A 25,364-nucleotide genomic window follows, 5' to 3' on the forward strand; every position below is an offset into this window, starting at 1 on the left:
TATATTAACTATCATAACGCTATTTAATTCTGACGTAAATGAAATGCTTGAATGCTTCTATGGAATGGAATTGAATGGAGTGGAGAGCGGAATGTTGACCGAAGATTTTGCCGGACGCGTTGCCATCGTCGTTGTCGTGGCGGTTCTGGCGACCTTCAGTGCGATTCCTCTGCTCATTCATTTTCAACAGGATACCTCGGCAAGTTCGTTGGCTGTCGTCACCCGAACGGCAACGGTTGTGTTTATGCTGCTGCAGCTCATCATGACGATCAGCCGCCTTCCACCGAAGGGAACTGCCCGAGGACTCGAGTCGAGGGTAACCTCCATTACCGGAACGTTCCTGATATTGGTTGCGGCGTTTCTGACCCCGGCGCTGGACAGTGAAACGGTACAGGTGGCGGCTCTTTGCCTGATATTCATTGGCACGGTCAGTTCGATTTTTTGTCTTTACTGGCTCGGCCGCTCTTTCTCCATCATGGCCACCGCCCGGAAGCTTGTTACCTCAGGCCCATATTCAGTTGTCCGCCATCCCCTCTATGTCTGTGAGGCGGTATTCGTTTTCGGCATCATCATTTCGCATTTTTCGGCGCTGATGGTGGCGCTGGGTATGCTCCAGTTTCTTTTGCAGTATCGACGCGCCAGGAATGAGGAGGCTGTCCTGCGGCAAACCTTCCCGGAATACGCCGATTACGCTCGGCACGTCCCCATGCTCTTGCCGCGGTTCCTTGGTGGGGCCATACCAAACCCCGGCGGCCAATAGTCAGGGCCCGCCCGGTTGATCTGGTCCTTGCAAGTACTTCGCTTCGTCGCCGCGCTGATGGTCGTCTATGTCCACGCAGCCAGACTGCCGTTACGGCCACCGGATCCAATGGCCTGTTACCTCATGATTTTCAGGTGGCCGGCTTCGCGGGCGTAGACATCTTCTTTGTCATATCGGGAGTGATCATTGCCAGGACGGCACCTGGTCTGACCTGGCGATCTTTCGCCTGGAGACGGTTCCGGCGCATTGTTCCGCTCTACCTGCTGATCAGCATCCCCTATGCGATCGTCGCCTACAGAACCGGCTTCGGCTGGCGGGACGCGTTGGCGACGCTCTTGCTATGGCCGGCTACCGATCAAATGACCGCGCCAGCACTGCCGGCGGCCTGGACGCTGTGCTTCGAAATGCTTTTCTACGCCGCCGCGACCATCGTTCTCATTGACCGGCGGCTGCTGGTCGGACTCGTCGGTATTTTCGGCGTCGCGATGATGTTTCGCTCGGCGGGTCCGGTCCCGCAGTTTCTTGGTAACCCGCTGATCATCGAGTTCGGCTTCGGCGTCGGTCTCGCCTACATGCCCAAGTGGAAACCGGCGGTTTGGTGCTTGCCGATCGGCGCCGTGGCGATGATAGGCACCGGCTTCATCGGGATAGCGCCGGGAGGGGGGACGATGGAGTTTCTCGCCGGCGATAACGGCTTCCAGCGCGTGCTGGTCTACGGTCTCCCGGCGGCGATGATCGTTTTCGGCACGATGCAGATCGACGCGAAACCGAGCGTCTGGACGTCCCTCGGCGATGCCTCCTATATGCTCTACCTGATCCACACTCTGCCGATAACGCTGCTTCTGATGGTGTGGACCGCTTTTCCGATTCCTCCGGACCTTGTCATCGTGATCGGCACAGCCACATCAGTTCTTTTCGCTTGGCGGATGTACATCCGGTTCGAGCTGCCGCTGCGCAAATTCCTGCGCCGGCATGATCCCCACCTGGAAACTGGCTTCCGTCCTGCATAAAGGATCGATGGCTACTGCCCGCAGGCAATCCCAGGCTCCCGGCAGCAATCCTCGACAAAATCAGCTGTGTTTATTCGCGAATGGCCCTGTATCTTTATATTCGCAAATGCTAATAAATGATGGTTCGCGGTACCGACGACCCCCCAGTACCCCCAAACACCGCGATCGTCGAGCGTCGGCGAACCAAGCCCTCCAACCCCGGTTTGCCGACGCTCATTCGGGCTTCGACGGCAAGGATGTTTGCCACTCCAACGGCAATCGATCGCGTCCGCGGTCGCATTGCCGCAAAACCCTGAGGTGCCTGTCGCGAGACGCGATGAAATGCGATCCGAGGGCCTTCAGGCTCCCGTCAGACGTACCCGCGCCAGGAGTTGCCGTGGTGATCAAGGTTGGAAGAAAACTCCTGGTGTTGGGTCTGTTGCTGGCGATAAGCGGCTGCCAGAGCGGTCACCGCTATCGGTCAGGTCCGAAGCCCCACGTCAGCCACGCCGGCCGCACATGCAGCCCGAGCGGCTTCGGGCAGATGGCGCATTGCTTCTAGAAGCAATTCCAGGAAAAGTGTGAAGCGGTTTTCCCGGGAAAAGCGCGTAGCGCTTTCCCTTGGGAATTGCGTCAAAACAAAGAGTTGGAACCTCGTCAGGAAAAGCGCGTAGCGCCTGTCATGCCACGCGACGATGAATTCGTTGAAGAAGCGGCCTTTCGAGGAAGCCTTCCTGAAAGCGGCATAGGTCGCCGGGGCAACGTCCAGATAGTCGTAGCGATTGCCGCTCGGCACGAACCAGACGGAGAGGATCCTGGTGGCGGGATCGTATTGTGTGTTCCGGATCGCGGTCGACGGCATATCGGCACCTGACTGCCCAGCCGGATTAACCCGCCAGGCCTGGTCCGGTTCCGTGCCGCGCCGTGGCCCCCACGGCGCTCATGCCGTCGCCAATGGTCATCAGGCTGGCATCCGGATGCTGGTGGATTGGGTGCGCGAAGGCCCGAGTGCGGCGGCATTCTGGACCAGCGCGCGCATGTAGCCCAACGCAAATGCCTTTCCGGCGTGCCATGGCGCGTCGCAGGACATTTCCGGCGTATGATCGGGGATCATCACGCCGTCATAGTTTTCATCGCGCAGGATGCGCACGATCTCGGCCATGTCGATATCGCCATCGTCGACGAAGGTCTCGTGATATCTGGGCACCTTGCCGCGCACGTTGCGGAAGTGGATATAGCCGATGCGTTTGGTCCGGGCGAAGCGCCGGACATGTCCGTAGATCTCGTCCGAGCCCGGCATTTCCTGCAGCGAGCCGAGACAGAGTTCCAGTCCGTTCGATGGCGAATCGACGATGCCCATCAGCCGGTCGTATTTCTGCGGCCGGTTGACCAGCCGCGCGGCACCACGCAGCGCCTCCGCCGGCGGATCGTCGGGATGCGCCGCCAGCATCACGCCGGCCTCCTCGGCCACAGGAACGAGTTCCTGCAGGAAGCCGCCGAGCCGCTGCCAGAGTTCCTCGCTGCTGACCGACACCGGTTCGGCATTCGGCCGGCCGGCACGGTAGCGCATGTTCCAGACGACGCCGTCGGGCAGCGGCAGGTCGGGGTCGATGGCGGCGAGATCGAGCCCCACCGACATCGCCTCGCCGCGCGCGAACGGCCCGCGCGACCAGCCCCAGACCCCGGCGATCGAAAAATTGTAGCCGATGCAGGGAATGCCGGCACGCCCGGCATCGCGGACAAGCCGCTTCAAGCCTTCGATCTGCCTGGCCCTGTCGGGACCGCCGAGCAGCACGTCCGACCAGAATCGCGGCGAGAAATTTTCGATCGCGGCGATCTCCAGACCATTGTCGCGCACGGTCTTCACCAGGCCGGCGAAATCCTCGTAGTCCCAGAATTCGTCGGTGGAGCAGTCGCCCCAGCCTTCCTTCTCGCTGCCGGCGGACAGCGAAGGATCGCGGCCGCGAAAATAGTTGGTGAGGTGGGCGACGACATGAGTGGCGCCCGCCTGACGGGCGAAGCGGAAATTGTCGGGGGTGAGCGACTCCCGGTAAAGGCCAAGACCGATCTTCATGGTCTACTTCACGCCGATCCCGGCGGTCAGGCCGCCATCTATTTTGTAGTCGGCGCCGGTGCAGAAGCCGGCTTTCGCCGAACACAGGAAGGCGATGAGCTCCGCCACCTCCTCCGGTTCGCCGATACGGCCAAGCGGATGCGCCGCCCCGAAGCGCCTGTAGGCCTCTTCGACATCGGCGTCGCTGCCGCCTTCGCCACGCGCGGCCTTCTCGAGGATCGGCGTGCGGATCGAGCCCGGGCTGACGGAATTGACCCGGATGCCGGATGCCGCGTAATCGAGCGCCAGCGAGCGCGTCAGCGTATGGATGGCGCCCTTGGTCGTGGCATAGGCGGCCACATTCTGCTGGCAGGCGAAGCCCTGCACCGAAGCGACGTTGACGATGGCGCCGCCGCCGCGCTTGACCATCTCCGGAATGCCGAAATGCGCGGTCAGGTAGATCGAACCGACATTGACGGTCATTGCCCTGTTCCACGTCTCCCAGTCGGTCGTCGTCGCGGTTCCATAAGGATGGACCGCCGCGGAATTGACGATGATGTCGATGCCGCCAAACCGTTCGACGCCGGCCGCGACCGCGTCGCGAACCTGGTCGGAAACCGAGACATCCACTGTCTGCACCAGCGCCTTGGCTCCGGCCTTGAGGAGGCCTTCCTGCATGGCGGCATTGGCCGCCCGGTCGATGCCGCAGGCTATGATGGCGGCACCGCCCTGCGCCAGCCGCCTTGCGGTGGCGAGTGCTATTCCAGTCGTGCCGGTGATCAGCGCGACCTTGTTCTCAAAATCAGACATGGTGCAAATCCTTGGAAGAAGGCAAATCCCTGGAAGAAATCGGGGTCCGTACGTTTTCGAGGTCGTCGGGAACGAAGCGCAAGCCGAAATCGAGATGCCGGCTCATCAGATAGCTGTAGGCGATACGGTCTCGCGCGCGCAGCGCCGCGATGATCTCGCCATGGGCACGGCGTGTTTCGCTGAGGATCGGCCGGATGGATTTGCCGACGGTCATGATGTGCAGGATGACCGGCGACAGGAACTGATAGGTCTGCACCAGCATGCGATTGCCGGCGAGCTTCACCAGCGCGAGGTGGAAATCGAAATCGCGCTGCGCGGCCTCCTGCACATCCTTGCTGGCCTCTATCCGGCCGTTGACCTCGTCAAGGGCGTCGATTTCGGTGGCGCTGGCATTGAGGATGACGTGGTCACCGATGCTCACTTCGATGATACGGCGAAAGCCCTGGATGTCGTGAAAGGAGGTCTTCGAAATGTCCATCTGGGCGGCGAAGAAATTCTGGATCGCGACATTCTGGCGATCGGCCAGCACGGCGCCGACACGCGGCTTGGGATCGATCAGACCATAGGTCCGGATCGTGCGCAGCGCCTCGCGTATCGTGTTGCGGCTGGCGCCGAACAGTTCGCAAAGTTCCCGTTCGGTGGGCAGCACGTCGCCGACGGACATCGAGCGATTGCGGATGAGGTCAAGGATCTGCCGTACGGTCTGGTCGACGGCCGAACTGCTGACCCCGGCGTCGTCTGTCGCTCGAGTCAGGTCGGAATCATCTTGTTCCACGCGAATACCTCTTGTCATTTGTTGGACCAAGGCTACGGCGAACACGATGGGAAATCAACTGGAAGCGGGATGAAATGGCCAGAGGTAGCTCTTGGGAGTCATAGTCTGGCTTGTTGACAGCCTTGTGGTCCAACAATATGGTTGCCGAAAATGTCGAGGAGGCTTCATGGAACAGTGTTGGCGCTGGTATGGTCCGGATGATCCGGTGACGCTTGAGCATGTCAAGCAGGCTGGAGCGACCGGCGTGGTTTCGGCGCTTCATCACATCTATGACGGCAGGGCCTGGTCTGAGCCCGAAGTGCTCGAGCGCAAGCGGATCATCGAGGCCGCCGGCCTGACATGGTCGGTCGTCGAAAGCATCCCGGTCCACAATTCCTTCAAGATCGGCGCGCCAGAACGTGAGCGCTATGCCGGCTACTATCGCGACTCGATCCGATCGCTTGCCAAGGCCGGCATCGCGACGATCTGCTACAATTTCATGCCCGTGGTCGACTGGACCCGCACGGACCTGGCCTATCGGCTGCCGACGACGGGCTACGCCCTGCGTTTCGATGCGATCGATTTCGCAGCCTATGACCTGTTCGTGCTGAAGCGCAGGAATGCCGAGGCAAGCTATACGCCGGCTCGTATCGCGGAGGCCGAGACGCGGCTGAAGGAATTGGCGCCTGAGAAGATCGACCAGATCGAGCGCAACCTCATCGCCGGCCTGCCGGCGACCGAGCGCAGCTACAACCGCGACAGCTTTCGCGAGGCGCTGGCGGAATACGATGCGATCGGCCCGAAGGAACTGCGCGAAAACCTTGCCTGGTTCCTGCACGAGATCATTCCGGTGGCTGAAGAGGAAGGGGTGCGCATGTGCATCCATCCCGACGACCCGCCCTTCTCGCTCTACGGCCTGCCGCGCATCGTCTCGACCGCCGAGGATGCGCGTTTCATCCTCAAAACCGTCGACAGCCCGGCCAATGGCCTGACGTTCTGCACCGGCTCCTACGGCACGCGCGCCGACAACGACATCGTCGCCATGGTCAAGGAATTCGCCGACCGCATCCACTTCGTTCATCTGCGCAACATCACCATCGAGGAAGATGGCTCCTTCTATGAGGCCGAGCATCTCGAGGGCGGCACCGACATGGCGCATGTCATTCTAGCTCTGATGCAAGAAGAGACGCGTCGCCGCGGGGAAGGCCGTGCCGACTGGCGGATCCCGATGCGTCCCGATCACGGTCACCTGCTTGCCGACGACATCGGCAAGAAGAAGATCAACCCCGGCTACTCACTGATCGGTCGGCTGAAAGGCCTCGCCGAACTGCGCGGCATCATGCGCGCCGTGGAGCGGTTCGGGCTGGCATGAGGATGGTCGGCGGGCGATAGCTTCGCCGTTTGCATATGTAAAAACTATTTGTCTAGGTGAAAATACCTGCTACTACAGCGGGCCGGGCACGCATGCCCGGTTCCAGGGAGGAATTGCCTGAAATGACAAGACTGCGCGGTCTTGCGTGGGATCATCGACGTTGCTGGGGTCCGCTCGACGCCAGTGTCGGGCCGTATTGCGCTGGCAATCCGGGCCAGGAAATCGAATGGGACCGCCGCAGCCTGTATGAATTCGGCGAGGGTGCGCTCGGCCCGGTGCTTGCCGCTTACGATCTGGTCGTATTCGACCATCCCTTCATCGGCGACATCGCGCAGGAGGAGCTGATGGTGCCGTTCGACGCCTATCTGTCGGCGGAGCAAATCCAGTTCTTCGAACGCGATTCCGTCGGTGCGTCCTGGCAATCCTACGAAAAGAACGGACGCCAGTGGGCGCTGCCCATCGATGCCGCCTGCCAGGTCGCTTCCTATCGCCCGGATCTCCTGGAACGCTACGGGCCGGTGCCGCGCACGCATGACGATGTGGTCGAACTCGGCCGGCAGGCGCGCAAGGATGGCAAGTGGCTGGGCCTGCCCTCGGTGCCGACGGATGCCATGTGCATGCTCCTGACGCTTGGCCATCCACAGGAGAACGGCGAGCACTTCATTGCCCGGGACACGATCGAACAGGCCATCGGGCAGTTACGCGAGCTTGCGGCACTGTCGCATCCGAACTCAGCGAAATGGAACCCGATCCGCTGCTACGACCACATGATCGCGCATGACGACGTGGTCTATGTGCCGTTCGCCTTCGGTTATGTGAATTACGCCGCGAAGACCGACAGGCCGTATCTGCGCTTTGCCGACGTGCCGACGCCGCGCTCCGCAGGCGCCTTGCTCGGCGGCGCCGGCATCGGCGTCAGCGCCCAGTCGAAGCACAAGCAGGAAGCGATCGACTATGCGCTGTTCCTGTGCTCGCCCGAATATCAGCGGGGCGATTATGTCAGGTCGGGCGGCCAGCCGGGATCGCTGGCGGCCTGGAAAGATGTCGAGGTCAACCATCTCTCCGGCAATTTCTTCAGTTCGACGCTTGCGACGATCGCCTCGTCCTATCTGCGCCCGACGCATCCGGGCTTCATCGCCTTCTTCCGCGAGTGCGCGCCGCATGCGGCTGCCGCCATCGCCGGAGACATGCCGGCGGCCGAACTCGCCGACCATCTGAACCGCCTCTACCGCGAAACCCGGCAGGGCCAGCCGCAACGGAGCGTTGCGTGATGGCCAGTGTCGCCGAGACACCAGACGAAGCCGAAGGCAGCCGCAACGGTTACCGCGTGCCGGCTGTGGAGAAGGCGCTCGACGTCCTGGAGTTCATGGCCTCCAGCGCCGAGACGCTGACCCAGACCGAGATCGCGGCCGCCCTCGGCCGCTCCATCCACGAAATCTACCGCATCCTGCTTCTGCTGGAGAAGCGCGGCTACATCTTCCGCACGCAGTCCGACCGCTTCCGGCTGTCGCTGAAACTGTTCGAACTAGCGCACATGCATCCGCCGGTAAACCGGCTGGTCGAATGCGCGCTGCCTGTGATGCGCGAATTGACCGCCAATGCCGATCAGAGCTGCCATCTCGTGGTGCGAGAGGGCCGGAGCGCGCTGGTGGTGCTGCAGATCGATTCGCCGCTGCCGATGCGTTATTCGGTTGCACTCGGGTCGCATTTCCCGATCCTCGAAACCAGTTCGGGTGCTGTGCTGCTTGCCCATTCGAACCGCGCCGAGCGCGAGCGCATCATCGAGCGCATCGTGGCCGCCGGTGAAGGGCAGGGCACACGGGCCGAGATCGAGGCTCGGCTGAACGAGGCGGCAAGGCTCGGCTACGAAATGCGCGCTTCGCTCGCGGTCGAAGCCTGCACCAACATCTCCATGCCGGTGCGCGATCATACCGGCGCCGTCATCGCCGCGCTCACCGTCCCGCTGCTGCCGCAGAAGGCGGCGCGGTTTGACCAGCAAACCGTCTTCGAGCGTACCCGGGCCGCCGCCGAGAAGATATCGGCGGCACTTGGCTGGGGCGAATCCAACTCTTCGTTACGTGCCGACCCGGAACGGCGGGATTACCCGTTCAGCGACTAACAAAAGCGATAAAACCTGGGAGAAGAAAATGCACCGGTCCAAATCAATCCTGTTCGCATCCGCGGCCCTGCTGGCCCTGGGCGCCGCGGCGGCGCATGCCGAGAACATGCCCAAGCGCATCGGCTATGTCACCAACTACGCCACCCATGAGTGGTACCAGAACGTCATCAAGGGCATGAAGGCTCACGGCAAGGAACTCGGAATCGAGGTCGAGGTCCAGGACGCCAATCTCGACATATCCAAGCAGGTCGCCGCGGCCGAGGATTTCATCGCCAAAGGCGTCGACGTGCTGATCATCACCCCGGTGAATGAAGAAGGCGTGGTGCCGCTGCTGCGTCAGGCCAAGGCCGCCAACATTCCCGTGGTGCTCGAAGGCAACCCCGTCAAGGGCATGACCACGATGGTCGCCATCTGCGACTACGACACCGGCTACATGTCCGGCGTGGAAGCCGGCAAATACGCCAAGGACAAGCTCGGCGGTGTCGCCAAGGTGATGAATGTCGGCCTTCCCCTGCTTTCCGCCACGGTGCTGCGCTCGCACGGCTTCATGGACGGGCTGAAGACCATCATCCCCGACGCGGTCATGGTCCACGACCTTGATGGCGGCGGCAATCCGGACCGCGCGCTCGAAGTGTCTTCGGCCGCGCTCGCCAAGAATGCCGACATCAACATCATCTATGGCATCAACGACTCGTCCTCGCTGGGTGGCCTGCAGGCCTGGAAGGCGGCCGGCAAGTCGCAGGATGGCTTGCTGACCGTCGGCACCGGTGGCGAGGGCCTTGCCTTCATCAACGCCATGCAGAACGAGCCGTCGTACCGCATCGAGGCAGCGATGTTCCCTGAAAAGGAAGGCTTCACCGCCATTGACGCCGCGGTCAAGCTCTTCAACAACGAGGAAGTGCCGGAGCACATCGTCAGCCCCACCGCGCCGATGAACGGCGAGGACTGGAAGAAATACTACGACTATGACGGCACCACCCGCACCATCAAATGGGATGCCGTCAACGCACTGCAGCCACCGGCAAAATGCATGAAGACCTCGGCTGACCTGAAAAAGTAAAGCCGCCGACATTGCCCTTCCCGCATCGCGGGAAAGGCGCCTCAGAGCAATTCCAGGAAAAGTGTGAAGCGGTTTTCCCACAGGAATTGCATCAAAGAAAGAGCTGGAGCGGCTCTGCGTTTCCATGAAACGATGAGCCGCTCTAGCAAACGGCCCGGAATGGACTGACATGAGCGAGCTTACACACGCCTCCGCGCCGAAGCGCCTTATGGGCGGCCAGCTGCTGGGCAGCAGCCAGCTTGTGCTGGGCGTCATCCTGGCGGTGCTGTGCATCGCCATCTCGATCGCGGCGCCGCAATTCTATTCGGAGGCCAACATCATAGCCATCCTGCGCCAATGCGCGCTGGTGCTGATCGTCGCCTCGGGCATGACCATGCTCATCATCACTGCCGAGGTCGACCTCTCGGTCGGTGCTTCGCTCGCCTTCGTCGGCTGCATCGGCATGGCGGTGCTGAATTCAACCCACAGCCTCACACTCGGCATGTTGGCAGCGCTCGCGTTTGCCGGCGGCGTCGGACTGTTCAACGGCCTGGTCGTTACCCGGCTGAGGGTCAATTCGCTGATCGCCACCATCGGCACGATGATGATGCTGCAGGGTGGCGTTTATCTGTTCACCCGCGAGGCGGTGCAGAACCACAATCAGCTCGCAAGCTTCACCGATCTTGGCGCCGGCTATGTCGGCGCGGCGCCGGTTCCCGTCATCCTGGCGGCGCTGATCTTCGTCGTCGCCTATGTGACGCTGCGCTTCACCACGCTCGGCCGCTACCTCTATGCGGTCGGCGCCAATGAAAAGGCGGTGCGCCTGTCCGGCCTGCGCTCGGAGCGCCTCAAGCTGTTCGCCTTCGTCGTCACCGGGCTCTGCGTCGGCATTGCCGGCATGATCCTGTCGTCGCTGATGAATGCCGGCCAGCCGACCGCCGGCCGTGGCTTCGAACTGACCGTCATCGCCGCCGTCATTCTCGGTGGCACCAGCCTGCTCGGCGGCCGTGGATCGCTGTTCGGCACCTTGCTCGGCGTGCTGGTGCTGAAAGTGATCGACAACGGCATCATCATCCTCGGCTGGAACCAGGACCTGCAGATGGTGGTACCGGGCGTCGTCATCATCCTCGCGACCTATCTCGACATCATCCGGAACAGAGCCAATGTCCGTTGATTTCCTGCACCCCGGCGAAGCCGCGGCCATCGACACCAACGTGCCGGCGCTGGAATTGCGCGGCATCGACAAGCGCTTCCCGGGCGTCGTGGCGCTGGACAATGTCGACTTCACGCTGGAGCCCGGCAGGATCCATGCCTTGATGGGCGAGAACGGCGCCGGCAAGTCGACGCTGATCAAGATCATGGCCGGCGTCTACGGCAAGGATGCCGGGACCATCCGCATGCGCGGACGCGAGGTCGACATCAAGTCGCCGCGCGACAGCCTGAAGGAAGGCATCAAGGTCGTGTTCCAGGAGATCGCTCTGATCTCGGAATTCACCGTCGCCGAGAACATCTTCCTCGAAGGCTATCCGACCGGCAAGATGGGCTCGATCGACTGGAAAAAGATCCGCGCCGATTCGGCAGCGCTCTTCAACCGCATCGGCTTCAATGTCGACCCGGCGGCGCGCACCGGATCGCTGCCGGTCAGCCAGCAGCAGATGGTCGAGATTGCCCGCGCGCTCGCTCATGAAGCCCGCGTCGTGGTTATGGACGAGCCGACCTCCTCGCTGACGCCAAATGAAGTCTCGCTGCTGTTCACCGTCATCCGCCGGCTGGCCGCCCTAGGCATCGCGGTGGTCTATGTCAGCCACAAGCTCGACGAGGTGTTCGAGATCGCCGACACGGTGACAGTGCTGCGCGATGGCAAACACATCTCGACCAGGCCGATCGGCGAGCACACCAATGACACGCTGATCCAGGACATGATCGGCCGGCGCATCGACAATCTGTTTCCCCGCCAGCGCGGCGCGGCAGGCAGCAAGATTGCTCTGTCCGTGGAAGGACTGAGCACGGCGAAGAAGCTGCATGACGTATCCTTCGAGGCCCGCGCCGGCGAGGTTCTCGGCTTCTTCGGATTGATGGGCGCTGGCCGCACCGAACTCGCCAAGGCGATCGTCGGTTACGACCCGATCACATCGGGGACGATCATGGTTGATGGCGGTCGCCTCGCGCCGCACGATACGCGCACCGGCGTCAGGCTCGGCATCGGCCTGCTCACCGAGGATCGCAAGAGCGAAGGGCTGATGGCCGAACTGCCTGTCTACCAGAATGCCAGCCTGGCCTCGCTTGGCGCCTTCGCCCGCCTGGGGTTCGTCGACAAGGCCAGGGAGCACCAGGCGGTGCAGGATTATGTCGACCGCTTCCGTATCAAGACCCCCAGCCTGTTCCAGCAGGTGAAGAACCTGTCGGGCGGCAATCAGCAGAAGGTGCTGATCTCGCGCTGGCTGATGCGAGGCTTGAAGGTGATCGTCGTCGACGAGCCGACACGCGGCATCGATGTCGGTGCCAAGTCGGAAATCTTCGCGCTCATCGACCGGCTCGCCGGCGAAGGTTTGGCGGTGGTCATGATGACGTCCGAGATGCCGGAACTGCTCGGTCTTGCCGACCGGATCGCGGTGATGTGCGAAGGCCGCCTCACCGTGATCATGTCGCGCGAAGAGGCTACGCAGGAAAAGATCCTCAATGCGGCGATCGGGTGAGACCATGATGGCTCGCGGCCTATCCCGTGGTCCGTTCTTGAAAAGGAGCAAGCGATGAGCCTTGCAAGCACGGCTTCCGCAAAAACCCAGCCTTCGATGCTGGCGCGGCTTTTTGCCCGGCAGGAACTGGCGCTGCTGGTCTGCTTCATCCTGGTGTTGGCGTTCTTTTCCTTCACAGTCGAGAATTTCTTTTCCGTGCGCAACCTGACCAACGTGCTCGGCCAGGCGTCGTTGCCGCTGATCGCCGGCATCGGCTGCGCCGTCGTCTTCATTTCCGGCGAGGTCGACATTTCGATCGGCTCGCTGCTCGCGACCATCGCGCTGCCGCTGATCATCATCATGAACGACACCAACTCGCTGCTGCTCGGCATCGGTGGCGCGCTGCTGTTCGGGCTGATCATCGGCGTGGTGAACGGCTATCTCACCGCCTATGCCGGCATCAACTCGCTGATCGTGACGTTGGGCACGATGTTCATCATGCGCGGCGGCGTCTATCTCTACACCGGCCAGCGCGCGATCCCGGACGACGCCAGTCTCGACAGCTTCATTGCGCTGTCGGACGGCCGCCTGTTCAACATCATCCCCTATTCGGCGGTCATCGCCATCGTCCTGCTCGCCGCCTTCGCCTACATGATGCAGCACCGGCCGTTCGGACGGCAGATCTATGCCGTCGGCGGCAACCAGGAAGTGGCGAGGCTGGCGGGCTATGACGTGCGGCGCGTCAAGTTCATCTGCTTCATCATCAGCGCGCTGCTGGCGACGGTCGCCGGCATCATCCTGGCCGCGCGCGTCGGTTCGGCGCAGCATACGGCAGGGCTGAATTTCGAATTCCAGGTCGTTGCCGCGACGGTGCTCGGCGGCGTCAGCCTTGCTGGCGGCATCGGCAGCCTGACCGGCATGGCGCTCGGCGTGCTGATCCTGCAGTTCCTGTCCAACGGCCTGCGCGGGCTCGGCCTGCCGACCGAATGGCAGCTGGTCATCACCGGCATGATCATCATTGCCGCCGTTGCCTTCGACGAGGCGAAACGCCGGCGCGCGAACGGAGGCTGACATGGCTCGTCTTGAAGGGAAAACCGCTGTCATCACCGGTGCCGCCGACGGCATCGGCCATGCGATCGCGCAGGCGATGGCGCGCGAAGGCGCGCATGTCTTCCTGGGCGATATCGCCGACAGTGCGGGCGAGGATTTCGCGGCCGCACTTCGCGCGGCGGGCCACCGTGCCGACTATGTCCATTGCGACGTCTCGAAGGAAGCTGACATCGCCGGCCTCATCGATAGTGCCATCGACAAGACCGGGCACCTCGACATCCTGGTCAACAATGCCGCCATCGCCATTGGCGGCATGCCGGTGCACGAGATGACCGACGAGCAGTGGCACCGGCTGATATCGGTCAACCTGACCAGCGTATTTCGCGGCTGCAAATACGCGCTGCCGCACATGATCGCGCAAAAGTCGGGCTCGATCATCAACATGGCCTCGGCGCAGGGCCATATCGGCCTCGACGGCTGGACCGCCTATGCCGGCGCCAAGGGCGCGGTGATGGCGATGACGCGGCAGATGGCGGTCGAGTTCGGGCCGATGAACGTCCGTATCAATTCGATCTCGCCGGGCACCATCAACACGCCGATGAACGACAGGCTGATCAAGGAGATCGGCGGCAATCTGGCGAAAGCCTGGGTCAAGATGCATCCGCTTGGCCGCATCGGCGAGCCTTCCGAAGTGGCGGAGGCCGCCGTCTATCTGGCGTCGGACGCCGCCGGCTTCACCACCGGCACTGACCTGCGTGTCGACGGCGGGCTGACCGCGGCTCCGCGCTACGTTCCCGAACTGCTTTGAAAACTTTGAAACGAGATCTGAAATGAACAAGGCCCTCGAAGGCGTCCGCATCCTCGATTTCAGCCATCTGCTGCAAGGACCGTTCGCCACCCAGTTGCTCGGTGACATGGGCGCCGACGTCATCAAGATCGAGCGTGCCGGCGCCGGCGACATGTTCCGTGGCATGACCTTTTTCGCCAAATGGGTGGGCGGCTCCGAGAGCCCGAATTTCCTCGCCTGGAACCGCAACAAGCGTTCGATCGCGCTCAATCTGAAGAGCCGCAAGGTGCATGCCATCCTCATGGAGATGGCCAGGAGCGCCGACGTCGTGGTGCAGAATTTCCGCCCCGGCGTGCTGGCCAAGCTCGGCTATGGCTACGAGGACTTCAAGGCCGTCAATCCGCGTATCATCTACTGCTCGGGTTCGGGCTATGGCGAGGAGGGTCCCTATGTCGAGCGCCCCGGCCAGGACATGCTGATCCAGGGGCTGGCCGGGCTGATTGCCAACACCGGCCGCGGCGACCAGGCGCCGGTTCCCGCCGGCGCCGGTCTTGCCGACCAGATCGGCGCCATGAACATGGTCTACGGCATCCTGTCGGCGCTCTACTATCGCGAGAAGACCGGCAAGGGCCAGAAGATCGAGGTCAACCTGCTGGCTGGCCTGCTGGCGCATCTCAACCAGGAATATGTCGCCGTGCTCAATCTCGGCGAGGATTTCGTGCGGCCGAATTCCGGCATCGGCCATCCCGGCATGCAGGCGCCGTTCGGCATCTACGAGACGAGGGACGGCGGCTATGTGTCGATCGCCATGAGCCCGTTCAAGACACTGTACGAGGTGCTGGAGGCGCCGCAGCTTGCCGTCTACGACGACCTGAAAACCTTGTTCGACAAGCGCGACGAAGTGTTCGACAAGGTCAATGCCGAGACCAAGAAGTTCGGCACGCAGGATCTGCTGGAACGCCTGCTCTCGGTCGACATCTGGTGCGCCGAGGTGAAGGACATCCGCCGCGCGGCCGAGGACCCGCAGGTCACGCATATGGGCATGATCACCAGCTACGATCATCCACGCGGCGGCAAGGTGCGGGTGGTGGCGCCCGCGGTCAAGATGAGCGAGACGCCGGCGACCATCGACCGGCCGGCGCCGCTGGTCGGCCAGCACGGCCGTGAGATCCTGGCCGAGTTCGGCCTGTCGAAGGACGAGATCGCCGCTCTCGAGGCATCCGGCGACATGACCGTGGACGCGGCCTGACGATGCGCGTCTACCAGACACTCACGGTCGAAACGTCGGGTCGCGTCGCGATCGTCACCTTCCGCCGCGCCGATCAGCTCAACGCCATGAACAGGCTGATGCAAGGTGAGATCACCGAGGTGTTCGAGGCGCTGTCTGAAGATGCGAGTGTCGGCGCGATCGTGGTGACCGGCGAGGGACGCGGCTTCATGGCCGGCGCCGACATCAAGGAATATGCCGCGCAGACCGGCCCTGAATTCGACCTGTTCCAGGCCGCCGGCACGCGCATGTACGCGGCCATCGAAAACAACCGCAAGCCGGTGATCGCGGCGGTCAACGGTTTCGCCTTGGGCGGCGGCATGGAGCTGGTGCTGTGCTGCGACATCGTCGTCGCCAACCAGTTCGCCAAACTCGGCCTACCGGAGATCAAGCTCGGGCTGATCCCCGGTGGTGGTGGTACGCAACGCAGCGTCGCCAGGCTCGGCCGCAACCGCGCCAATCTTCTGCTGATGACCGGCGCCATCGTGCCGGCCTCCGAATTCGTTGCCGCCGGCCTGGTCAACGAGATCGTCGATGTCGACCGGCTGATGCCGCGCGCACTGGAACTGGCCGAGATGATCGCCGCCGAACCGGCCGCGGCGATCGAAGGCCTGAAGGCGCTGACGGCACATGCGATGTCGGGCGATCTGGCTGAAGGCCTCGCGAGGGAACGCGACATATTGGGTGACCTCTATCGCAGCGAGATCGGCCAGCGGCGTGTCAGGGAGTTCGCCGAGCGGAGCACGACAAAGGCGAAAAGGCCGGACCGTGAAGACCAATGACGCCTATCGCGGGTTGGGCTGGGCGCACGGCGCCCTGACCGTCCAGCGGCTCGGCGCGATGCTGGCGCCGGTGACCTTCGTCCTGGACAATGGCCGGCAGGTCTCGCCGATGCACATCGCACCCTGGTCGGACGAGCCGGAGGCGGAAACGCTGCCGGGTATTCTGCGCAAATTGCGCGGCGAATGGCCTTGCGTCCCCTTCGGCTATTCGGTGCCCGCCGACGGTTGGCCGGACGACTGGGCAGGCGTGATGGGGCCGCCGGAGCGCGACGAAGAAGTCCATGGCCACAGCTCCAACCATGACTGGACATGGCGCGACAGCGACGGCGCATCCTTGTCGCTGGGGCTCGCCTATCCCGAGGGAAGTCCGGTCGAGCGCGTTGAGCGGACGATCACACCTGATCCGTCGGCGCCGGCCATCGACATTGAATTCAGGATCGTCGTTCGCCGTGCCTGCCGCCTGCCGATCGGTCTTCATCCAGTGTTCCGACTGCCGTTAGAGACGGGTGCCGCCACGCTGGAATTCGGCGGCTTCGATGAAGGCCGCACCTATCCACACGATGTCGAACCCGGCGCCGCGCTGTTCGCCCGAAACAGATCCTTCACGGAGCTGACCAGCGTACCGGCGCGAGCCGGCGGCACGACGGATGCCTCGCGGCTCCCGCTGGCCGCCGATACCGAAGAACTGCTGCAGATCGACGGTCTCGACGGCACGGTGGCGCTTGCCAACCATGAAAGCGGCTACCGGGTAAAACTCTCCTGGCAGAAAGAGCATTTCCCAAGCCTTCTGCTCTGGTACTCCAATCGCGGCCGCAAGGCGGCACCATGGAATGGGCGTCATGTCGCCATCGGCATCGAGCCGATCTGCTCGCCCTTCGGGCTCGGTCCGGCAACTGCGCTGGCCGACAATCCGATCGCGCAATCTGGTATCGCGACAGCGCTGGAATTCTCGCCCGAAAAGCCTTTCGTGACCCGCTACCGCATCGAGGCATCCGCGCTGTGACCAACCGTGCCGCAATGTCGCTGGTCAAGCCGAACCGGCCGCGCTTCACCGATATCGAGGGGCTAGCCGCGATGGTCGGCCAAGGCGATGCACTCGGCGTCGGCGGCCACCATTTCGCCCGGCTGCCGATCGCCTTGCTGCGTGCGATAGCCAGCTCAGGCGTCAAGGAGTTGCGTTACATCTGCTGGGCAGGCGGCTTGCCGCTCGAGCTGCTGCTCGAAGCGGGCGCGGTGGCTGAAATCGACCTCTGTTTTTCCAGCCTCGACATTTTCGGCCTGCCGCCAAGGTTCCGCGCCGCGACCGAAACCGGCGCGATCCTGGTTCGTGATTGGACGGCGCTGGCCATGATCCAGGCGCTGCGGGCGGCACAGCAGAATCTGCCATCGATGCCATTCCAGCTTCCCGAGGGATCGGACATGCTCGCGCGGATACCGGGGGCAAGCGCCAGGCCAGATCCGATTGCAGGGATATCTACGGGATTCATCCCGCCATTGCGGCTCGATACCTTCATCGTCCACGCGCAGCGCGCCGATGAAAGCGGCAATGTGCAGATCACCGGCCCACGCGCGCTCGACTTCGCCATGGCGGGGGCGGCGCGCAAGGTGCTGGTCACCGTCGAGGAAATCGTGCCGATCGGGGCGCTCCGGCAGGACGGGCGCCAGAGCATCCTGACCCGCAACCAGGTGTCGGCCATAGCCCTGGCGCCGGGCGGCGCCTGGCCGGCGTCTTGCCTGCCATTCTACGTCACCGATTATCAGGCATTGTCGGAGGCATTCGCGGCCAGGCAAACGCCCTTGGCGGACAATCTGCGCCCGCCGTCCGAAGGCGTGCCGGCATGGCTTCGAGAGGCTGCGAAGGTCCGGCCTGAGACGGCCCTTGCCATGCCAGCGCTCGCGCGGAGCGAAGAGAAAGCAACCGTCGACGAGATCATTGCCGTCCGCATCGCCGCCGAACTCGACAATGAGAGTTTTGCCAGCGCCGGCGCCGTCTCGCCGCTGGCCAATGTCGCTTACCGGCTGGCCAAGGCAACACACGCGCCCGACATGATCATCGCGACGATGAGCTGCGGCCATCTCGACATCGCGCCGAGCCCGATGATCCTGTCGCTGATCGAAAGCCTGGATTGCGAGACGGCGGTGGCGCATGCCGGCGGCGACGACACCTATTCGACCTACTATCAGGCCGGTGCCGTGACGCATGAGATCGTCGGCGCGGCACAAGTCGACCGGCACGGCCGTGTCAACACCATCGCGCTGCGCAAACCAAGCGGCGGCCTGATCCGGCTGCCCGGGCAAGGCGGGATGGCCGATGTCGCCAACATGCATCGCGACTATCTGCTCTACATCCCCCGTCATTCGGCCCAGTCGCTGGTGGATGAGGTCGAGATCGTCAGCTCCGCCCGTGGACTGCTGACGCCGGCCGAGCGCGAACCGATGAGCTATCGCACCGGCAAGGCTCTGGTCTTCACCGATCTCTGCGTCTTCAGGCTCGACCCGACATCCAGGGAGTTGACCGTCATCGAAATCATACCTGGCGTCACGCGGCAGCAGATCCGCGAAGCCACCGGCTTTGCGGTGACCTTCGACGCCGATTGCCTGGAGGTCCCGCTGCCTTCCAGCGATATGCTCGCCGTTCTGCGAAACCGCATCGACCCGCTCGGTCTGCGTCGCTTGGAATTCGTCAGCGCCAAGGAACGCGGCGCGCTGATCGCCGAGATCCTTGCCGCCGATCGCCGCATGGTCGAGCGCTGCATCGCCGCACAGGGATCGTACATCGCAAGCTGAGGAACCCATGGCAAAGCCGCTGCTCGATATGTCCGCCGCGCGCGTCTTCTTCGACGGCATCTTCACCAATCCGCGCGTCGCGCATCCGGAAGGCGTGGCCGTCCACAGCGATGGGTCGATCTGGTGCGGCACCGAGACCGGTGACCTGCTGCGCCTGGCCGCCGACGGCGGTTCGGCCGAGCGCATGGGCGCCACGGACGGCTTTCTGCTCGGCATTGCCTTCGACAGCGCGGGCAACTGCTTTGCCTGCGATCTCAAGCATGCTGCGATCTTTCGCTGGGATGCCGCGACCGGGCGCATGGAGCGCTTCGCCTCGTCGGGCATCCGGGTGCCGAATTATCCAATCGTCGACGAGGCGAGGAACTGCCTCTACGTATCGGACAGCGTCGGCGAGGACAATCGCTCCGGCATCTTCCGCTATGACCTCGAGACAGGCGAGGGCGGCCTGTGGTGCCGGGAGGCGATGTCCTTCGCCAACGGCATGGCCATGGCGCCTGGTGGCAATGGGCTCTACGTTGTCGAAAGCGATGCGCCCTGCATCAGCCATGTGCCGATCCTCGCCGACGGCACGGCAGGGTCGCGAGAAGTGGTTGTCGAAGGCGTGCACAATGTACCCGATGGCGTTGCCTTCGCGCCCGACGGCTCGCTGTTCATCTCCTGCTACGAGCCAAGCCGCATCTATCGCTGGTGCAAGGATAGAGGCCTCGAAGTGCTGATCGAGGATCCGGCCGCGACCACGCTGGCGCATCCCACCAACATCGCCTTCAAGGGCGACAAACTCTACACCGCAAATCTTGGCCGCTGGCACATCACCGAGATCGATCTGGCGGCGCTACCTAAAGCAATTCCAGGAAAAGTGTGACACGGTTTTCTGTCCGGAATTGCGTAAAAACAAAAAGATAGAGCGGTTCGCCGTTTCCGTGAAACGGTGAATTGCTCTAGGTTGGACGGCGACTGTGTTTCCCCGCAGGCGCGCCCGCCCGTCACCACATCATGAAGGACGCGACATCCGCATCTGACACCTTGCCGGCATTCACGTCGGCGATCGCCTGGTCGACGATCGCCAAGCCCTCGGCCACTTCGTCTTCGGTCAGCGTCAGCGGCGGCATGAATTCGAGCACATTTGCCTTCAGCCCGACATAGGTGAAGGCCGCGCCCAGTTCGTAGCCGCGATAGATGATTTTGGCCGTGGTCGTGGCAGGCACCGGCTCGCGCGTCGCGCGGTCCCTGACCAGGTCGACGCCGATGGCGAGGCCACGCCCGCGCACATCGCCGATGATCTCGTGTTTTGCACCGAGCGCCCGCAGTGCATCGGCGAAGAGTTTGCCGATCCGCGCCGAGCGTTCGACCAGGCCTTCGCTCTCGATCGTCTTCAGCACCGCGTTGCCGGCCGATGTCGCCACCGGATTGCCGGCGGTCGTCTGCAAGGCGAAGGCCGGTGCATGATCCATGATCTCCTTCGGCCCGACCACGGCCGACAGAGGCAGCCCGCCGCCGATGCCCTTGCCGAACACGACGAGGTCCGGCGTCAGCCCTTCATGCTGGAAGCAGTGCATCATGCCGCTACGCGCCAGCCCGACCTTGACCTCGTCGAGCACGATCTTGATGCCGTGCTTGCGGCAGCGCTCCTGCAGCGCTTTCAGGAAGCCCGGCGGCGGCAAGATCAGCCCACCATCCGACATCAGCGGCTCGATGAACACAGCCGCGACCTGATGCGGCGGACAGGTCGTCTCGAACTGGTAATCGAGCAGGGCAAGCACATCCTCGGCGCTGAAGATCGGCCTGTAAGGATCGGGATAGGGCAGCAGGACCACGCCTGGCCGTGGCAATGTGTGCGTCATGGCGGTGTGGCCGCTGATGCCCATCGAGCCCGACAGGTTGCCGTGATAGGAGCCGATGAAGGAGATGAAGCGCGAGCGGCCGGTGGCCGCCTGCAGCACGCGCACCGCGCAGTCATTGGCGTCCGACCCGGAATGGCCGAACCAGACGCGCCGTTCGCCTTCTCCAGGCGTAACCGCGAGCAAGCGTTCGGCCAGCGAGACCGCTGGTTCGTTCGGGTAGAGCAGCAGGCTGGCGCCCGCCATGTTGCGGATCGAGGACTCGACCGCCTCGACAACAGCCGGATGGCCGTAGCCGAGCACCGCTGGGCCGGCCGATCCCGACAGGTCGAGCAGCGACCGGCCGCCTTCCTCGATCAGCCGGTTGCCTTGGCCACCAATCACGCTCAGCGGCGAGAACCGCAGCTTGCCGATCTGCGCGATGGTCGCGGCGTCGCGCTCGCGCAGGCTGAGATTGCTCAAGGGATCGCCTCCGTCTGGGCGGGCAGCGCCGCAGCCAGCCGATCAGCCCATTCTTCGATGCCGTGCCTTGTCGACAAAAGGTCCTGCCGGATCTCGACGAGGACGGCGGGGATGCCGCGGTCGTCACCATGGATGGGCACGGCGTAATCGGCGTCGCGGCTGATCACATAAGGCACGTTGGCCGCGACGTTTAGTGTCGCATCGGTGCGCAGGGCTGAAAGAATTGTTTCGGCGAGATCGATTCCATTCGCATGCAGTACGCCCGCATGCCAAGGCCTGGCGACACCGAGGAAGACGGGCGTGAAGGAGTGGATCGTCACGATCCGCGTCGGCCGGCCTTCAGCTACCCGGCGATCGAGATGCGCGGCCACACGCTCATGGAACGGCGAAAACATGATTTTGGCGCGCCGGTCCCGTTCCGCCTTGTCGAGGCCGACATTGCCGGGAATGCCGGTGTCCTCAGACACCATCGGAATGCTGCCCGGCGTGCCCAGCGGCCGGTTGAGGTCGATCAGCAGCCGCGAATAGCCGCTGAGGAAGGCCGGCGCATCGAGCCGTGCCGACAACAGGCGCGTCACCTCCGCGGCGCCGATATCCCAGGCGATGTGGCGCCGCAGATGGCTGGCATCGAGCCCGAGCTGGCGATATTCCGCCGGCATGTGATTGGAGGCGTGCTCGCACAACAGGACGATGTCCGAGAGGCCGTGCTCGTTGAGAACCTCGACGGCGTCGGGCCAGTCTTTTCGAGGAAGCAGGTCTTTTTCAGTCCGCGCAGTCATCAATAAAGCGTCCGATAGAGATCGCAGACGGCAACCGGATCGAGGCCGGCCAGGCGCTCGGCCTCGTGCCGCTTGAGTCCGACGAAGGTCTCGATGAAGACCGGAGCGAACCATCCCGTGACAGTGCTGTCGGCGAGAAGCGCGTCCAGCGCCGCCGGCAGCGTTTCAGGCAGCCGCACCAGGCCAAGCTTTGCCCGTTCCGCATCGCTCATCAGCGTCGGGTCGCCGGTGACCAGCGGCGGCGACGGCAGATCCGCCTTCAAGCCTTCCAGCCCGGCGCGGATGATCGCGGCCAGCGACAAATAGGGATTGCCGGTGGCGTCGGCTGCCCGATACTCGATATTGTACTGCCGCGCCGGATCGCGTCCGCCGATCGTCACCGTCGGACAGATGCGCAGCGACGCTTCGCGGTCGCGGTCGGCGAGCCAGGTGTAGGACGAACTCCAGCTGTGCGGCTTCAGCCGGTAGAAGGATGAGACGCTCGATGCCGTCATGGCGGTCATCCCAGGCAGATGACGCAGCACGCCGGCACAGAACGCACCGGCTTTGCCGGAGAGGCCGCCGGGCTGTGCCGCATCGTAGGTTGCCGGCTTGCCGGCCTCGTCGACGAAGCTGAAATGGATGTGCACGCCATTGCCGACGGCATCCGGGGCGGTCTTGGGCGCGAAACTGGCGCGCCAGCCGGCATTGCGCGCCACTTCGCGCGTGATCTCGCGGATGGCGACGGCGCGGTCTGCCGCGGTCAGCGCATCGGCGGGCTCGTGCGTCACTTCGAACTGCTCCGCGCCGAATTCGGCGATGACCACTTCGGGTCCGACGCCCGCTTCCTCCAGTGCCGCCATCAGATTGGGGGCGAAGGGGTCCGTCCGCCTGAGCGCGGCGAAGGACATCGAATGCGCCGGCGCGAAGCCGGCGTCGGCGATGTGGAATTCATGCTCGAAAGCGGCGATGACGGAGAGCCCGGTCGCCGCCTTCAGCTCCGCCAGCGCATCCCTGAGCATGGTTCGCGTGCAGCCGAGCCATGGGCTGCCGTCGAGCTCGACAATGTCGCCGGCCACCATGTCGAACGGTGTCGCCGATCCGGTCCGTGCGGTGCGAAAGCGCGCCTTGAGATCGGGGATCAGCCGCAGGTCGCCTGACGATCCCCAAGGATTGGGATCGACGATCGAGTTGAACGGCGTTAGCGACAGGTTGGCCTGCAGCCAGCCGACGCCGGTCGTCGCGGTCTTCTGCAACTTGCTTTCGACGACGAAGCGGCCCCGCGTGACGGCGGAGAGATCGGTGGTGACGACGGCAACGAGCGGCTCGACGATCGATGTCATGCTGCTTTTCCCAAGGCATTGAAACGAGCGACGACACTGTCGGTATCGGTGACCCAGCAATACCCGCCAAAGGCCTTGAGCGCGATGTCGTGTCGCTCCTGGGTAATGGTGGCGCAAGCATCCGCCACGCAGGTGACGAGGTAACCGCGGTCGGCTCCGTCGCGCACCGCCATGTCGACGCACTGGTCGGTGAGCACGCCGACCACGACGAGATAACGGATGCCGAGGTTCTTCAGGAGATAGTCGACATTGGTCGAGTTGAAGATGCCGGACGATGTCTTCGGCAACATGATCTCGTCGCCGACCGGCGCCAGCGAGGCGACCGGCAGGCCTTCGGGAAGGCTGGGCGCGACATGGATCGGCGTCAGCTTGTGGTCGAGCGAGCGGTCGCGGCCGTCTTCGGTCAGGCTTTGGATGATGGTGTGCAGCACCTCGACGCCGTTGGCCCGCGCCGCCGCCAGCAGTCGCTCCTGGTTGGGGATCGTCAGCGAGGATGTCTGCCGGTAAAAATAGTGGTCGGGGCCGCGCTCCGGATGCGATGGATCGGCACCCGGTTCCAGCCAGATACGCTGCATGTCGACGAGCAGCAGCGCCGTCTCGCCGGCACGGAAGGCTTCGTCTCGCTTGGGTAAGGTTTCGGTCATGCTTTGTCGTCCCGCTTTACTGATTTGGGTCCAGGTGTCCTGCGTGGCCCGGGTTGGCCTGCGCCATTCTCGTTTGGGTTGCTGTCGAGCGTCACCGCATTGGCGTGCCGTACTTTCTCGATCCTCTCGATGCGAGCCCGGGCATCATCGCCCAGCGTCGAAACGATGTGGGCGGTAAGCGCCTCCATCTGTGCGATCGCCGGTGCCAGCGTGTCATAGGGCGAGGCGACTTCGAGCGGGCTGACGATCGTGACTTCGGCGAGATCGGCGATCGGCGACAGCCATTGGTCGGTGAAAAGCAGGATGCGCACATCGAGCGCCGCCGCCTGGCTTGCATAGGCCATCACGTCGAGCTGGTAGCGGCGATAGTCGAAGACGACAAGCACGTCGCGGCGTCCGAGATCGGCCAGCGTGTCGAATGTCTGCGGAGAGAGCACGCCCAGATCGCGGACCCCGGACCGGAACTGCACGAGATATCCTGCGAGCATGCCGGCGATGTGCCGGCTGAAGCGGCCACCGAGCAGCACGATCTCGCCCTTGGCCTCCATCAAAAGGCGCGCGGCCCGCTCGTAGGTCTGCACCGGTGTCGCGGCGGTGGCTTTCTGCAGGGCCGTGGTGACGGAATCGAGATAGGCGAGCACGGCGCTGTCACTGGAGCCGCTTTGCCGCTTTGCCTCCATCATCAACAGCGGCGAATGCAGTCTCGCCTCGACCTCGGCCAACAGCTTTGCCTGGAAATCCGGAAACCCGTCATAGCCGAGCTTGACGACCAGCCTGACCACGGTCGGATCGCTGACGCCGGCGCGCCGGGCGAGCGAGGAAGCAGTGCCGAGGCCGGAGGTCGGATAGTCCGTCAACAGCAGCCGGACGATCTTCTCTTCCGACGGCGTCAGCGCCAGATCCCCGCGCATCAGAACATCGCGTATCGCCATTGGCCTCCCCGAAATCCGTGTTCTCTTGTTTTGTCGAGTTTATTACAGACATTTAAATCTCGGTCAAGAATGAAGAGATGTTGACATTGCTCGATCGCTGGCCTTACCTTGTCGGAAAGCAGCCAAGAGACTGTGGGGAACAG

At 63.4% G+C, this 25,364-nt stretch carries 24 protein-coding genes; 15 read left to right on the forward strand and 9 right to left on the reverse strand.

Going from position 1 to position 25,364, the window contains the following annotated elements; all coding sequences use genetic code 11:
• The first annotated feature begins 91 nt into the window (after nucleotides 1–91).
• Nucleotides 92–760, forward strand: coding sequence for a methyltransferase family protein (locus MESOP_RS13205; protein WP_013893829.1), 669 nt, complete (start codon nucleotides 92–94; stop codon nucleotides 758–760).
• 134 nt (nucleotides 761–894) lie between these two features.
• Nucleotides 895–1,770: an acyltransferase family protein gene (locus MESOP_RS13210; protein WP_041164114.1), complete on the forward strand. Its 876-nt coding sequence runs from the start codon at nucleotides 895–897 to the stop codon at nucleotides 1,768–1,770.
• A 460-nt stretch (nucleotides 1,771–2,230) separates the two neighbouring features.
• Here the strand turns inward: MESOP_RS13210 and MESOP_RS36165 are convergent, their stop codons facing one another.
• From MESOP_RS36165 to MESOP_RS13230, 4 genes are all read right to left on the reverse strand, one after another.
• Entirely contained in the window at nucleotides 2,231–2,611 is a 381-nt protein-coding gene (locus MESOP_RS36165; RefSeq protein WP_013893831.1) for a KTSC domain-containing protein, read from the reverse strand.
• A gap of 99 nt (nucleotides 2,612–2,710) precedes the next feature.
• Nucleotides 2,711–3,823, reverse strand: coding sequence for a mannonate dehydratase (locus tag MESOP_RS13220; RefSeq protein WP_013893832.1), 1,113 nt, complete (start codon nucleotides 3,821–3,823; stop codon nucleotides 2,711–2,713).
• A 3-nt stretch (nucleotides 3,824–3,826) separates the two neighbouring features.
• Entirely contained in the window at nucleotides 3,827–4,612 is a 786-nt protein-coding gene (locus MESOP_RS13225; RefSeq protein ID WP_013893833.1) for an SDR family NAD(P)-dependent oxidoreductase, read from the reverse strand.
• Nucleotides 4,605–5,387, reverse strand: a complete 783-nt coding sequence (locus MESOP_RS13230; protein WP_013893834.1) for a FadR/GntR family transcriptional regulator — start codon at nucleotides 5,385–5,387, stop codon at nucleotides 4,605–4,607. Before MESOP_RS13230 ends, MESOP_RS13225 begins: the two co-directional genes overlap by 8 nt.
• A 166-nt stretch (nucleotides 5,388–5,553) precedes the next feature.
• Between MESOP_RS13230 and uxuA the strand changes: the two genes are divergently transcribed.
• The 13 genes from uxuA to MESOP_RS13295 all read left to right on the forward strand — a co-directional run bounded on the left by uxuA (nucleotide 5,554) and on the right by MESOP_RS13295 (nucleotide 20,106).
• Nucleotides 5,554–6,738 (forward strand): mannonate dehydratase, encoded by a 1,185-nt coding sequence (uxuA, locus tag MESOP_RS13235; protein ID WP_013893835.1) that lies wholly within the window; start codon nucleotides 5,554–5,556, stop codon nucleotides 6,736–6,738.
• A gap of 122 nt (nucleotides 6,739–6,860) precedes the next feature.
• Nucleotides 6,861–8,009: an ABC transporter substrate-binding protein gene (locus MESOP_RS13240; RefSeq protein WP_013893836.1), complete on the forward strand. Its 1,149-nt coding sequence runs from the start codon at nucleotides 6,861–6,863 to the stop codon at nucleotides 8,007–8,009.
• Entirely contained in the window at nucleotides 8,009–8,857 is an 849-nt protein-coding gene (locus tag MESOP_RS13245) for an IclR family transcriptional regulator (RefSeq protein ID WP_013893837.1), read from the forward strand. Before MESOP_RS13240 ends, MESOP_RS13245 begins: the two co-directional genes overlap by 1 nt.
• Before the next feature lie 28 nt (nucleotides 8,858–8,885).
• Nucleotides 8,886–9,917, forward strand: coding sequence for a sugar ABC transporter substrate-binding protein (locus tag MESOP_RS13250; RefSeq protein WP_013893838.1), 1,032 nt, complete (start codon nucleotides 8,886–8,888; stop codon nucleotides 9,915–9,917).
• A gap of 169 nt (nucleotides 9,918–10,086) precedes the next feature.
• A complete protein-coding gene (locus tag MESOP_RS13255; protein ID WP_013893839.1) occupies nucleotides 10,087–11,070 on the forward strand; it encodes an ABC transporter permease in 984 nt (327 codons plus the stop codon).
• Entirely contained in the window at nucleotides 11,060–12,592 is a 1,533-nt protein-coding gene (locus MESOP_RS13260; protein WP_013893840.1) for a sugar ABC transporter ATP-binding protein, read from the forward strand. Before MESOP_RS13255 ends, MESOP_RS13260 begins: the two co-directional genes overlap by 11 nt.
• A 54-nt stretch (nucleotides 12,593–12,646) precedes the next feature.
• Nucleotides 12,647–13,642: an ABC transporter permease gene (locus MESOP_RS13265; RefSeq protein ID WP_013893841.1), complete on the forward strand. Its 996-nt coding sequence runs from the start codon at nucleotides 12,647–12,649 to the stop codon at nucleotides 13,640–13,642.
• A 1-nt stretch (nucleotide 13,643) separates the two neighbouring features.
• Nucleotides 13,644–14,429, forward strand: coding sequence for an SDR family NAD(P)-dependent oxidoreductase (locus MESOP_RS13270; protein WP_013893842.1), 786 nt, complete (start codon nucleotides 13,644–13,646; stop codon nucleotides 14,427–14,429).
• 22 nt (nucleotides 14,430–14,451) lie between these two features.
• Complete coding sequence (locus MESOP_RS13275; RefSeq protein ID WP_013893843.1) at nucleotides 14,452–15,657, forward strand: CaiB/BaiF CoA transferase family protein; 1,206 nt, start codon at nucleotides 14,452–14,454, stop codon at nucleotides 15,655–15,657.
• Nucleotides 15,658–15,659: 2 nt separating this feature from the next.
• Nucleotides 15,660–16,457, forward strand: coding sequence for an enoyl-CoA hydratase/isomerase family protein (locus tag MESOP_RS13280; RefSeq protein WP_013893844.1), 798 nt, complete (start codon nucleotides 15,660–15,662; stop codon nucleotides 16,455–16,457).
• Nucleotides 16,444–17,460, forward strand: coding sequence for an aldose epimerase family protein (locus tag MESOP_RS13285; protein ID WP_013893845.1), 1,017 nt, complete (start codon nucleotides 16,444–16,446; stop codon nucleotides 17,458–17,460). The genes MESOP_RS13280 and MESOP_RS13285 overlap by 14 nt, the downstream gene beginning before the upstream one ends.
• Complete coding sequence (locus MESOP_RS13290) at nucleotides 17,457–19,244, forward strand: CoA-transferase (protein ID WP_013893846.1); 1,788 nt, start codon at nucleotides 17,457–17,459, stop codon at nucleotides 19,242–19,244. Before MESOP_RS13285 ends, MESOP_RS13290 begins: the two co-directional genes overlap by 4 nt.
• A 7-nt stretch (nucleotides 19,245–19,251) precedes the next feature.
• Nucleotides 19,252–20,106, forward strand: a complete 855-nt coding sequence (locus MESOP_RS13295) for an SMP-30/gluconolactonase/LRE family protein (protein ID WP_013893847.1) — start codon at nucleotides 19,252–19,254, stop codon at nucleotides 20,104–20,106.
• Nucleotides 20,107–20,227: 121 nt separating this feature from the next.
• Here the strand turns inward: MESOP_RS13295 and MESOP_RS13300 are convergent, their stop codons facing one another.
• From MESOP_RS13300 to MESOP_RS13320, 5 genes are read right to left on the reverse strand one after another with little or no spacing between them, the layout of a single operon-like run.
• On the reverse strand, nucleotides 20,228–21,544 hold the full coding sequence (locus MESOP_RS13300; protein WP_013893848.1) for an aspartate aminotransferase family protein: 1,317 nt from the start codon (nucleotides 21,542–21,544) through the stop codon (nucleotides 20,228–20,230).
• Nucleotides 21,541–22,323 (reverse strand): N-formylglutamate amidohydrolase, encoded by a 783-nt coding sequence (locus tag MESOP_RS13305; RefSeq protein WP_013893849.1) that lies wholly within the window; start codon nucleotides 22,321–22,323, stop codon nucleotides 21,541–21,543. Before MESOP_RS13305 ends, MESOP_RS13300 begins: the two co-directional genes overlap by 4 nt.
• Nucleotides 22,323–23,645 (reverse strand): type I glutamate--ammonia ligase, encoded by a 1,323-nt coding sequence (locus MESOP_RS13310; protein WP_013893850.1) that lies wholly within the window; start codon nucleotides 23,643–23,645, stop codon nucleotides 22,323–22,325. The genes MESOP_RS13305 and MESOP_RS13310 overlap by 1 nt, the downstream gene beginning before the upstream one ends.
• Nucleotides 23,642–24,289 (reverse strand): cysteine hydrolase family protein, encoded by a 648-nt coding sequence (locus MESOP_RS13315; protein WP_013893851.1) that lies wholly within the window; start codon nucleotides 24,287–24,289, stop codon nucleotides 23,642–23,644. The genes MESOP_RS13310 and MESOP_RS13315 overlap by 4 nt, the downstream gene beginning before the upstream one ends.
• Nucleotides 24,286–25,221, reverse strand: a complete 936-nt coding sequence (locus MESOP_RS13320) for a MurR/RpiR family transcriptional regulator (protein WP_013893852.1) — start codon at nucleotides 25,219–25,221, stop codon at nucleotides 24,286–24,288. The genes MESOP_RS13315 and MESOP_RS13320 overlap by 4 nt, the downstream gene beginning before the upstream one ends.
• Between the last annotated feature and the right edge of the window lie 143 nt (nucleotides 25,222–25,364).

Origin of the sequence: Mesorhizobium opportunistum WSM2075 (genome assembly GCF_000176035.2) — a bacterium.
GTDB classification, from domain to species: Bacteria; Pseudomonadota; Alphaproteobacteria; order Rhizobiales; family Rhizobiaceae; genus Mesorhizobium; species Mesorhizobium opportunistum.